Here is an 11,952-nt window from a genome sequence, read left to right as displayed (position 1 = left end):
TTGGATTATGAACCCTTTAAGTCCTTACCCTTTCCCCTTCATCTCACTGATTAGATCACTATTCAGACTTGATAAGATCGATTGATATCAACTATGTTGAATCCTACGAATCTAACAGGCAGAAATTTATTAACAAAGAGACTATAAAGTTCTATGATTTATGTCAGCACGCGTGGCAATGCTCCGGAACTTGGTTTTCGTGATGTCATTTTAAGTCGTCTTGCCAGCGATGGTGGCCTTTATTTACCTAAGAGATGGCCAAAATTTGATAAAGAATTCATGTCCGAATTAGCTGGTTTATCTTATGCTGAAGTCGCCAAACGCATTATTTATCCATTTGTTGGTAATGAAATATCCCAAAAGGCACTGAGCCGTATCGTTGATAAAGCGTATAGAAATTTTTCTTATCCTGCTATCACACCATTGGTTCAAACTAACAGAAATGAATGGATATTAGAGTTATTTCACGGACCAACACTGGCCTTCAAAGATATCGTCATGCAATTGTTCTCATCTCTAACTGATTCTATTTTAGAGAACAGGAAACATAAAATTGCTATTATCGGGGCGACTTCGGGTGATACGGGAGGTGCAGCGATCAATGCATTTAAGAATCTTTCTAACTTCGACATATTGATCTTATTTCCGCATAGGAAAATTTCTGATATACAAATACAAAGACTACAAATGACGAGTGTCAAAGACAAAAATGTTCACGCCTTAGCTATTGACGGTACTTTCGATAATTGCCAAGCCTTAGTCAAAGAACTGTTCAACCACCATAGTTTCCGCGATAAGGTCGCTTTAGTATGGGTTAATTCGATTAATTGGGGTAGGATAGTCGCTCAAATTGTCTATTACTTCGTTTCCACTATAGCACTTAGAAATCCTAAAGAAAAACCTTCATACTGTGTGCCAAGCGGTAATTGTGGTGATATCTTTTCGGGCTATGCTGCAAAGAAAATGGGTCTTCCAATTGATAGATTGATTATCGCAACTAATTCGAATGATATTTTTTCACGGGCTCTCAAAACTGGGAACTATGAATCACACTCTGTATTAACAACGACTTCTCCCAGCATGGATCTTCAAGTCTCTTCAAATTTTGAACGCCTGCTATTTGAATCCAATCATCGCAACACAGAGTATGTTAGAAAAATGATGTCTTCGTTTGCTAAATCTGGTTCATTTATTATACCAAAAGCAACTCTTGACACCATCCGCAAAGACTTTGACGCCGGACATGACATGCGAATGAGAGTGATGTTGCCTATACCATTGACAGTATGAACCGACAATCTGGCTATCTGTTAGATCCTCATATAGCTGTTTCTGTAGCCGTTTCTCGACAGTATCAACGAAAAAAAAACCATGATTATACTCGCAACAGCTCATCCGTCTAAATTCCCCCATTCAGTGAAAGCCTCTAGTGGAATCTATCCGCAATTACCTGAAAGAAGCAAAGATCTGATGCTGAAAGAAGAAGATTATACACTGCTCTCAGACAGACTTGAAGTAATTGAGGATTATATTCTTAGATATTTCTAGTGGGATCTTAAAAGAAATTCAAACAGTCGCAATAAACATTGGTTTCAGTATGACTAAAAAATTACCGCGCCCCGTCGAAGTAACAAAGCTAAAAAATGGTATGACAATCGTAACTGATCGGATGGATCATTTGGAAAGCATTGCTCTAGGACTTTGGATCAAGGCAGGATCAAGAGATGAATTGCCCGATCAACACGGCATTGCCCATTTTCTTGAACATATGGCTTTTAAGGGTACGCATTCGCGTACTGCACGGGATATTGCTGTTCAAATTGAAAATGTTGGGGGTGACCTCAATGCAGCAACTAGTATTGAAACGACATCATTTTGTGCCCGTATCCTGAAAAAGGATGTTCAACTAGCCATTGAGATTCTTTCTGACATTCTAAATAATTCGCTCTTCGATCCGCTTGAGCTCACACGCGAACAACATGTCATCTTGCAGGAAATAGGGGCTGCCCAGGATAGTCCAGAAGACACTGTTTTTGATTATTTCCAAGAGACAGCCTTTAATGGACAAGCACTAGGTCGAACCATTATGGGTACACCAAAAACTGTTTCTTCTTTTTCTTCAAAAGATTTACGTGCCTATTTGTTTGATCATTATCATGGGCCCAATATGGTTCTCGCTGCATCTGGCGCTGTAGATCATGATAAGATCATGAAACTCGTAGAAACACGATTTACTAATTTCGGAAATACACTACCCAAGGAACCCGAGAATGGATATTATACTGGCGGTGAGAAACGTCTGAAAAAAGATTTGATGGAAGCCCAAATTATATTAGGGTTTAAAGGACGCGCCTATCATGCCGATGAATATTACGCATCTCAGGTCCTCGCACTTCTGTTGGGCGGAGGCATGTCCTCGAGATTGTTCCAGGAAGTTCGTGAAAAGCGAGGTCTGTGCTATTCAATTCATGCGTTTCATTGGAGTTTTTCGGATATAGGAACCTTCGGTATACACACAGCTACTCAAGATTCTGATGTTTCTGAACTTTTACCTGTTATTTTGAATGAGCTAAAAAAGTCAAGCAATACTATTGAACAAACAGAGCTAGACCGAGCGCGAGCTCAAATCAATGCAGGGCTAATGATGAACATGGAAAGTCCGATCGCTCGCTCAGGGCAGATTGCGCGTCAAATCCTTTTGTTTGGAAGACTGATTTCAAATGAAGAGCTTATGGAGCGCATCAACGGGCTTACAGTTCAGAGTCTTCGTGACCATACCGGACGGTTGTTTCAGGAAAGTAACCCGACCCTTTCGGCGATAGGTCCAATCGATCATCTCCCGGATTTAGAGGAAATCAAAAACCATCTTTCTTAACTGGAGATCGAATCAGATAACTTGAGCTAATCATGTCTCTTCTCTATAAAACAAAGGTCACTGATCAGCACTTGACAACACCAACCTAACAGTAATTTATAGACTGGAGACCGTCGCTTCTGTTTTCTATTGTTATCGAATTTTAATATCGCGCAGGTTTCTGAATCAGCCGATGATAATGTATGTCACTCTGGAGTAAACATGAACGATATGACGAACACTATTCAGTCTCAATGTCCTCTTATGAGCACCCGCAAGGAACACAAGTGGACAGGGAATCTTCCGAATCAGCACTGGTGGCCCAATCAATTGAATTTAAAAATTCTCCATCAGAATTCCCCTCTTTCGAATCCCCTCAGGGAGGGCTTTGACTATCGTGGAGCCTTCGAAACTCTTGATTTGGGAGAACTGAAAAGAGATCTTATGGATTTGATTGTTGACTCCCAAGAATGGTGGCCTGCTGACTATGGAAATTACGGTCCATTGTTTATTCGTATGGCATGGCACAGTGCCGGGACCTACCGTATATTTGATGGTCGCGGCGGGGCGTTTAACGGATCTCAGAGGTTTGCACCGCTGAACAGCTGGCCAGACAATACCAATCTTGATAAAGCTCGAGCTCTCTTGTGGCCAGTGAAGAAGAAATATGGCTCAAAGATTTCATGGGCTGATCTTATTATCCTAGCTGGAAATTGTGCCCTTGAGTCCATGGGGTTTCAAACTTTTGGGTTCGGAGGTGGACGTTTAGATATATGGGAGCCAGAAGAAGATATTTATTGGGGATCTGAAACGATCTGGTTGAGTGATGAACAGCGCTATAGAGGTAATCGAGAACTAGTTCATCCTCTTGGCGCGGTTCAGATGGGGTTGATTTATGTTAACCCAGAAGGTCCAAATGGGATTCCTGATCCTCTAGCTTCAGCAAAAGATATTCGAGAAACGTTTAGCCGCATGGCCATGGATGATGAAGAAACTGTGGCGCTTATTGCTGGTGGCCACACGTTCGGGAAAGCTCATGGTGCAGGAAATCTTGATTATTTAGAGGCTGAACCGGAAGGGGCCGATCTTGATAAACAGGGGTTAGGCTGGAACAATTCTATGGGTAGTGGTAAGGGGGCTGATACAATTAGCAGTGGTCTTGAGGGGGCATGGACTCCTCATCCTACTCAGTGGGATGATAGTTATTTTAATGTTCTGTTTGACTATGACTGGGAACTTACGAAAAGCCCTGCAGGAGCTCATCAGTGGACTCCAAAGGCTGACTCCCTTGCTAGCCACGCCCCCTCTGCCCATGATCCATCAAAGACCGAATCACTGATGATGACAACGGCTGACATGGCTTTGAAGATGGATCCAATTTACAAACCAATTTCACTCTCTTTTCGTAACAATCCGGATAAATTTTCTGATTCATTTGCACGTGCTTGGTTTAAGCTGACTCATCGTGATATGGGACCAATGAGCTGTTATTGGGGATCAGAAGTCCCATCGGAAGAATTCATTTGGCAAGATCCTATTCCTGTTGTTAACCATGAGCTCATCAATCAAGAGGATATTGCTATACTCAAAGAAAAGATTCTGGCCTCGGGTCTTTCTATTTCCCGTTTGGTTTTAACAGCCTGGGCATCCGCATCAACTTTCAGAGGAAGTGATAGGCGAGGGGGCGGTAATGGTGGACGCCTTCGTCTGGCTCCACAGAAAGATTGGGATGTTAACAATCCTTCGGCTCTAGCTCATGTTTTGAAAATTCTTAAAGGGATTCAAACTGTTTTTAATTCAGGAAAAAAATATGTATCACTCGCTGATTTGATTATTCTTTGTGGATGTGCAGCAATAGAAAAAGCAGCAAAAAACTCAGGTTATGTTCTGGAAATTCCCTTTCTCCCTGGTCGTTCTGATTCTTCTCAAGAGCAAACAGATATCAAATCATTTTCTTTTCTTGAACCCAAAGCGGATGGGTTTCGAAATTATAATAAGAGCAATAGTTCTCGTCTACCAGAAGAGCTTCTGTTAGATCGGGCGCAGTTATTAACTTTAACAGCTCCAGAGATGACAGTTCTTATTGGGGGGATGCGTGTTCTTGGTGCCAATGCTGACGATTCAAAACATGGAATTTTAACCTTGCGACCAGAAACTCTTTCTAATGATTTTTTTGTTCATCTGATGAACAGAGACATTATTTGGGAGCCTGTATTAGACTCTGATATATTTGAAGGGAGAGATCGTTTAACCAGAGAGATTCAGTGGACGAGTACACGTGTTGACCTTGTCTTTGGTTCTAATTCTCAGCTTCGAGCTATTTCTGAGGTCTATGCATCTGATGATGCGAATGAAGTTTTCATTCAGGATTTTGGTTTGGTGTGGAACAAGGTCATGAATGCAGATCGATTTGACCTAAATTAAAAAATGGAACATACAGATGAAAAGGATGAACAGAGACTCACAGTCAAATGACTCTCAAAAAAGAGGATTAGATCCTAGAAAGAAAAGATCAAGGATCTCTAAAATAAGTATCAGGATCGAATTCTGCAACTTCCTTGAGAAGGAGTAGAAGTCCATCAACAGTAGATTTCAAAAGTAATTCACCCTTTTGAGGAGTTGCTGCCGCTGCATTACCTGTAACACCTTCGCAGTTTAAATCGGTGGCTTTCCATCCAAAAGAATGAGGTCCATAAGCTCTTAAGAACAGAGTCTTTTTAACAAGAGTTTCCTGAAGATTGGGGAAATTACGTGCCTGAGATAAATCGACCTGTTCTGGATCGAGAGCCAGCATGACGGATGTTTCAATATCCCCTCCATGAATGCCAAAATGATGTTCCTGAGAACTGACTACATCCAGATTTCGTATAAAACGAGTCCAGCTAGTTGAAACTGCTAGCATAGAATAGTTAATACGCAATTCTTGCGCAATAACTGTCATCAACGATGAGTTTCCGCCATGTGCATTCAGCATAACAAATCGCCTGATTCCTTTTTTAGCAGCCGCTTTTCCAATGTTTATCCATCGTTCTACGGCATCATGATAGGAAAGACTTTTTGTACCCTCATGATCTAAATGCTCCGGCGAATAACCAACAGGTTCGGTTGGCAAAATCAAAACATTCAGGTCAATAGGAGCCTTTTTACAAAGTCGACTCGCTATTCCATCAGCAATCAGGATATCTGTTTCCAAGGGCAGATGCTTGCCATGTTGCTCAGTCGCTCCGAGAGGTAACATCGCAATAACCGAAGAAGGGTCATTCTGAACAGAATCATGCGTATCCAAGGACGATATACGCATAATAGCCATCAATTTTTCTCAAACTCTTTCTGGGACGCGTTCACGATGTTCATATCAACAGCTGACTGACCTCATGTTCAATGAGGTGATAATAATATCTAATGTTACAATGAATATTGTTTTTTCTAAGAAAAGAGAATCTCTAAAATAAAATTATTAATCTATATTTTAGATTATGAGATCCAGTATTAGATGATATCTAATTGAAAGCAGTATATGAAATGAAGGGTTTATTCATCAGAAAGCCATTCTGGTATATGATCTAAGCTAATGAAGTCATCAAAACTGGTCCTCGATCGAATCACATCAAAGTGATTCTCTTTGACAAGAACTTCCGGTATAAGTAGACGGCTATTATAGGTTCCGGATTGTACAGCACCGTAAGCGCCGGCGGACCTGATAGCCAGCAGATCACCTGACTTTGGTCTAGTAATTTGACGCTCTTTAGCGAAATAATCACCAGATTCACACACTGGACCAACAATGTCTGTAGTAATGTAAGGAGCATGAGCGGCTGCTAGTACGACCGGTTCGATTTCATGCCATGATTCATAAAGTGTAGGGCGAATGAGATCATTCATAGCGGCATCAATGATTGTAAAAATTCTATTTCTGCTTTTCTTAAGGTAAAGAACTTCGGTGACTAGAATCCCAGCATTTCCTACTATAATCCTTCCAGGCTCGAAAATGATTCGAGCGTCAAGGTTTTTGACATACTTTCGAACAAGTGTTGCATAAGCTTTCAGATTCAATTGGTTATAATTGTCCCTTTCGTAAGGAATCCCTACGCCGCCGCCAAGGTCAATTTGTTTAATTGTATGCCCGTCTGCGCGCAAAATCGTAATTAATTTAGATAAACGACTGAAAGCATCATCAAATGGCTGGCTTTTAATAATCTGGCTACCAATATGCATCGCAATGCCAGTGACTTCTATTCCTGGGAGTTGTGCCGCTTTTTTATAAACGCGAGGGGCATCACGCCAAAAAATACCAAATTTATCATCTGCTCTTCCCGTAGCTGTTTTACTGTGAGTACCGGCATCAATGTCAGGATTAATACGAAAAGAGATCCGAGCTTTTCGACCGTATGTAACCGCTCTAGAGGAGAGTAATTCCAGTTCAGGTTCTGATTCTACGTTGAAACACAAAATATCCTCGACAAGAGCTAAATCAAGTTCTCTGATAGTTTTCCCAACTCCCGAAAAAATAATTTTCTCAGCTGGAATGAAGGCGGCCCGGGCCCGCCGCAATTCACCTTCAGAGACAATATCAGCGCCTGCACCAAGGCGAGCCAAAATACGTAACACAGCTTGATTAGAATTTGCCTTTATTGCATAGCAAACTAAAGAAGGAATATCGTCAAAGATTTTACAAAATTCCGTATATTGGCTTGCGATCTTAACTGATGAATAGCAATAGAACGGAGTTCTAATAGCATCAGCTATCTTCTTTAAACTTGTGTTTTCAACATGAAACACACCGTCTTTATAATCAAAGGGATTCATCAGTAGATAGATACGGAAAGGGAATAGGAATATTGAGCCGTCATTTTCTTGATATTCTTTGAGTCTGTTGTTTTCTACAACCTTGTTATTGATTCTTTTCTTTGTGGAGATCTAGATCGTCCGAAGGCAACCCAAAAGATATGCAGAAGAGGAAGAGGCAAAAAGATCAACACCAAGACAATTGAGTGCTGACATCCTAAAAGAAATCCAGAGCAACCGGTATCAATTCGTCCCATCATTCTATCATATTTTCTATTCATTAGAACGATATATTGAGTCATTTGAGTTGAGATTTCCAATAAGCTATCTGCTGACGCACATTCTCAGGAGCCGTTCCACCAAAACTCTTACGACTGGAAACGGATGATTCAACACTTAGCACTGAAAAAACATCAGAATTGATAAACGAACAGATAGATTTCAGTTCTCTAAGAGATAATTCTGCTAGTTCACATGATTTGGTTTCAGCCAAAGCAACCACCTGTCCGGTCACATGATGAGCATCACGAAATGACATACCTGAGTCACGGACTAGCCAATCAGCAAGATCCGTTGCCGTTGAATAGCTTATTCCAGCAGAAGTATACATAGCTTGTACATTAACTTCCATATCATCAATCATAGCACTCATAGCTGTAAGACAGAGATCAAGAGTCTGAGCCGCATCGAACAGGCCTTCCTTATCTTCCTGCATATCTTTTGAATAGGTTAGTGGCAACCCTTTCATAACTGTGATGAGACCGATCAAGCTCCCGGTCACACGTCCTACTTTGCCTCGCACTAACTCTGCGGCATCGGGATTTCTTTTCTGCGGCATAATCGATGAACCCGTAGAAAATTTGTCAGAAAGCCGGATAAACGAAAACTGAGGTGTTGACCATATGACTATTTCTTCTCCCAAACGGGAAAGATGAGTGCAACAAATGGTTGCCGCAGAAAGAAATTCCAGAGCAAAATCTCTATCAGCAACACTGTCGAGCGAATTGCGCGTAGCTTCTCGAAATCCTAGGTTTTTAGCCGTCATGGAACGATCAATAGGGAAACTGGTACCTGCAAGTGCTGCTGATCCTAGAGGACATTCATTCATCCTTTCACGGGCATCCTTCATTCTGGATAGGTCGCGTGAAAACATTTCTACATAAGCCATGCAGTGGTGGCCAAAAGTGATCGGTTGTCCTGGTTGCAAATGTGTGAAGCCTGGCATAATCGTATCGACGTGGTTCTCAGCTTTTTCTAGTAAGATCCGAATCAGCTGTTTCAGCTGTTTGGATGTATAATCAATGTGATCTCGGACCCATAAGCGGAAGTCCAGTGCAACTTGATCGTTGCGTGATCGGGCTGTGTGCAAACGGCCTGCGGTTGGTCCAATGAGCTCAGCTAACCTAGTTTCTATGTTCATGTGGATGTCTTCAAGAGTACCAGAAAAAGAAAAGGCCCCCGATTCTATTTCCAACAGAATTGTGTTAAGACCATCATTGATTGTAATTGAATCTTCCAATGATAAAATACCAACAGCATGTAACATTTTTACATGGGCTCGGGAACCTGCAATGTCTTGAGAGTACATCTTTTGATCGAAATCAATAGATCCGTTGATTTTTATCATCACTTCATCAGGTGTAGAAGAGAACCGATTCCCCCATATAGGATTTTGGGTTTGATTATAGTCCATTGATTTCGTCATAATTTGAGATCCGCATAACGCATAAGATAATAAGATAAACTGAGAAGGTTGATGAGTTGATGAATACAAATATCACAATTAAGTCGAGGATAATTTGGTATCCTTTATTAGCCTCACTTATTGGATTCGCAATGTACTCTTTGTTGCCTGAAAAGAGCAATGATAGAGAAGCTCCAAGGGGCACATGTACCATTGATGAGAACAAGAATCAGTCATTAAAGGCCTCAGCTATAGGAAAAATGGCAGCATTCCAGGGTTTGGATAGTCCTTATTCTGTTCAAGATCTTAGTTTCAGAAACGCTCAAGGTAATCATTTGACGATAGCCGATTGGCATAAACGTACAGTTCTCTTTAATATTTGGGCCATGTGGTGTGTGCCCTGTCGTAAAGAAATCCCCGCTCTCAACAGATTGCAAGAAAAATTAGGAAGTAAAGAATTTGAAGTCCTTGCCGTCAATATAGATCGGGGAGACCCTGATCAATTCCAAAAATTTTATCAATCTATTGGACTTAAAGATCTTGAACTCTATCATGATCCCACTCTAAAAACACTAGATTTTCTTAAAAAAAGCGGACTATTTTATGGGTTGCCAGTGACACTTCTCATTGACGGCAGAGGATGCGTCTCAGGGTTTCTTAACGGTCCCGCTGATTGGGATAGTGATGATGCGATCCAATTGATCATGAAACAGATGAAAAATTAAATAAGATTTTACGTGTATACGCGTAAATAATAAATACTCCCATCCCTCTTCTGGGATCATGATTGAAAGAATAACTACGATTTGGTGGGCGATACTGGGATTGAACCAGTGACCCCTACAATGTCAATGTAGTGCTCTCCCACTGAGCTAATCGCCCTTTACTCTTCTTTCACTCACACAGCATAGATTGAATCATAGCGTCAACTAAAAAATAATTTTGTTGAACTCAACGCTTAAGAAGCCAACAGTTTCTTAACTTCATGGACGAGATCGCGAACATGAAATGGTTTGGAAAGAACTTTGGCATTTTTAGGCGTATTGGAATCATGTTTTAATGCTATGACTGCAAATCCTGTTATAAACATCACTTTCAAATCTGGATCCAGATCAGTAGCGCGTCTTGCTAGTTCCATGCCATCCATTTCGGGCATCACTATATCCGTCAATAAAAGAGTAAATGGCTCTTCACGCAGGCGTTCATAGGCGCTCATCCCATTGTTACAGGATACAACATCATGACCTGCATTAACTAAGGCTTTTCTTGAAAAGAAGCGTATATCATTGTCATCTTCAGCAAGCAAGATCTTGTTCATATTCATATGTCCACCATTCACCATATTGGTTTAGGCAGGGCTCTCTAATTTTGAATGTCCGAGGAAACCTCGATTATTTGCTCTGTATGGAATAATAAAGTGTTAGTGTTGATGAAAGTTTAAAAATTCTAAGCTAGAAAGCTTCTGTCTCTACTCTCTCTACTCTTAAAATTAACATAGCCTTTTCAGTAGAAAGGTGCATGATATCATAATATGTTCAATTCCACGAGTCGATCCCCTAGATTGGCCTCATAATAACAATTATTAATCAATAAAATCAAGTTCTGAGATTGTTCTGGATCGCACAGACTTCAGTGAGGATATTTTTGAATTTGAATAGTCTCTTTAAGATGATCTATCAAAGACCTCGAAAAGAATTTTTCTCTTGTCATCGTCATCTTGTAGAGATTAAGGCTTATACGCGTTCTGAAATAGAAGAAATCAGTTCAGTCCCATCATCTATCATCTTTACGATTGAACACGACAATTCTGTAGAATATATAGGCTGAAACATTCATTATACTTCCTCATTCCTCACTCATGAGGAATCTCAGATATACAAGGAAAATTCATGCATAGTCGCCTTACGCAGCGCTTAAGCAAACATTTCGACAATGAGATTCGATTTTTTCGGTCATGGGTCAATAAGCCAAAAACAGTTGGTTCTGTTTTGCCAACAAGCACTGCGGCTGCTCGAAAAATGGCCAGAGTTATCAGTCCCTCTTCAACTGCTCCTGTCCTTGAGCTAGGTCCTGGTACTGGTATCATAACAAGGGCTATCCTCGAAAGAGGGGTAAAACCAGAAAATCTCTATTCGGTTGAATCAGCAAGAGAATTTATTCCAAAACTCCAAGATGATTTTCCAGGAGTTAACATAATCCATGGAGATGCATTTCATCTAAATGAGGTGAAACCTGGTTTAGGAGATATGAAGTTTAGCAGTATTATTTCAGGGCTTCCACTTTTGAACTTTAAACTCGACCAGCGTCTCAATTTATTGAACGATCTTCTAGATAGGTTATATGCTGGTCATCCTTTTGTTCAGATGTCCTATGGGACTAAATCTCCGATCCCTCCGAACTGGACAACATATTCGGTAGAACCTTTAAACTGGGTTGCGTTTAATATTCCTCCTGTTCGATTGTGGGTCTATCGACGAACTCAATTCGGTCAAGCTCATCATGTCGAAAATGTTGGTTAGATCACTTGTTATCTAATGGCTGAGGGTTATCTAGTCTGTTGTTTTTATGTTGATCCTCATTCATAACCTATAAGATCGTTATGATGATTCAGTCTTCACATCTTAACAAT

The 11,952-nt window shown here is 40.7% G+C and carries 8 protein-coding genes, 1 tRNA gene and 1 pseudogene; 5 read left to right on the top strand and 5 right to left on the bottom strand.

Going from position 1 to position 11,952, the window contains the following annotated elements; translation table 11 throughout:
* The first annotated feature begins 153 nt into the window (after positions 1-153).
* The 3 genes and pseudogenes from thrC to katG all read left to right on the top strand — a co-directional run bounded on the left by thrC (position 154) and on the right by katG (position 5,278).
* A pseudogene (gene thrC, locus AAGD37_RS00145) lies at positions 154-1,548 on the top strand (threonine synthase).
* 49 nt (positions 1,549-1,597) lie between these two features.
* Positions 1,598-2,875, top strand: coding sequence for a pitrilysin family protein (locus AAGD37_RS00140; protein WP_341760286.1), 1,278 nt, complete (start codon positions 1,598-1,600; stop codon positions 2,873-2,875).
* A gap of 210 nt (positions 2,876-3,085) precedes the next feature.
* Complete coding sequence (gene katG, locus AAGD37_RS00135; RefSeq protein WP_424945445.1) at positions 3,086-5,278, top strand: catalase/peroxidase HPI; 2,193 nt, start codon at positions 3,086-3,088, stop codon at positions 5,276-5,278.
* 88 nt (positions 5,279-5,366) lie between these two features.
* Here the strand turns inward: katG and AAGD37_RS00130 are convergent, their stop codons facing one another.
* The 3 genes from AAGD37_RS00130 to argH form a co-directional block, all read right to left on the bottom strand.
* Complete coding sequence (locus AAGD37_RS00130; RefSeq protein ID WP_424945465.1) at positions 5,367-6,155, bottom strand: creatininase family protein; 789 nt, start codon at positions 6,153-6,155, stop codon at positions 5,367-5,369.
* A gap of 230 nt (positions 6,156-6,385) precedes the next feature.
* On the bottom strand, positions 6,386-7,660 hold the full coding sequence (lysA, locus tag AAGD37_RS00125) for a diaminopimelate decarboxylase (protein ID WP_341760284.1): 1,275 nt from the start codon (positions 7,658-7,660) through the stop codon (positions 6,386-6,388).
* A 277-nt stretch (positions 7,661-7,937) separates the two neighbouring features.
* Positions 7,938-9,332 carry an argininosuccinate lyase gene (gene argH, locus AAGD37_RS00120; protein ID WP_341760694.1) on the bottom strand — a complete coding sequence of 465 codons (1,395 nt, stop codon included), beginning with the start codon at positions 9,330-9,332 and terminating at the stop codon, positions 7,938-7,940.
* 71 nt (positions 9,333-9,403) lie between these two features.
* Between argH and AAGD37_RS00115 the strand changes: the two genes are divergently transcribed.
* Complete coding sequence (locus AAGD37_RS00115) at positions 9,404-10,048, top strand: TlpA disulfide reductase family protein (protein WP_341760283.1); 645 nt, start codon at positions 9,404-9,406, stop codon at positions 10,046-10,048.
* 82 nt (positions 10,049-10,130) lie between these two features.
* On the opposite strand, the gene AAGD37_RS00110 is transcribed toward AAGD37_RS00115, so the two are convergent.
* Positions 10,131-10,205, bottom strand: a tRNA-Val gene (locus AAGD37_RS00110).
* A gap of 76 nt (positions 10,206-10,281) precedes the next feature.
* Positions 10,282-10,641: a response regulator gene (locus AAGD37_RS00105; protein WP_341760693.1), complete on the bottom strand. Its 360-nt coding sequence runs from the start codon at positions 10,639-10,641 to the stop codon at positions 10,282-10,284.
* Between the two features lie 571 nt (positions 10,642-11,212).
* On the opposite strand from AAGD37_RS00105, the gene pmtA reads away from it, so the two are divergent.
* Positions 11,213-11,842: a phospholipid N-methyltransferase PmtA gene (pmtA, locus tag AAGD37_RS00100; protein WP_341760282.1), complete on the top strand. Its 630-nt coding sequence runs from the start codon at positions 11,213-11,215 to the stop codon at positions 11,840-11,842.
* Positions 11,843-11,952: the final 110 nt, after the last annotated feature.

The sequence above is a fragment of the Candidatus Endowatersipora endosymbiont of Watersipora subatra genome, assembly GCF_964026585.1.
Taxonomy (GTDB): Bacteria; Pseudomonadota; Alphaproteobacteria; order Rhizobiales; family Rhizobiaceae; genus Pseudahrensia.
Note: the sequence above shows the minus strand (reverse complement) of the source record. Positions and strands in the feature narration are given on the sequence as shown.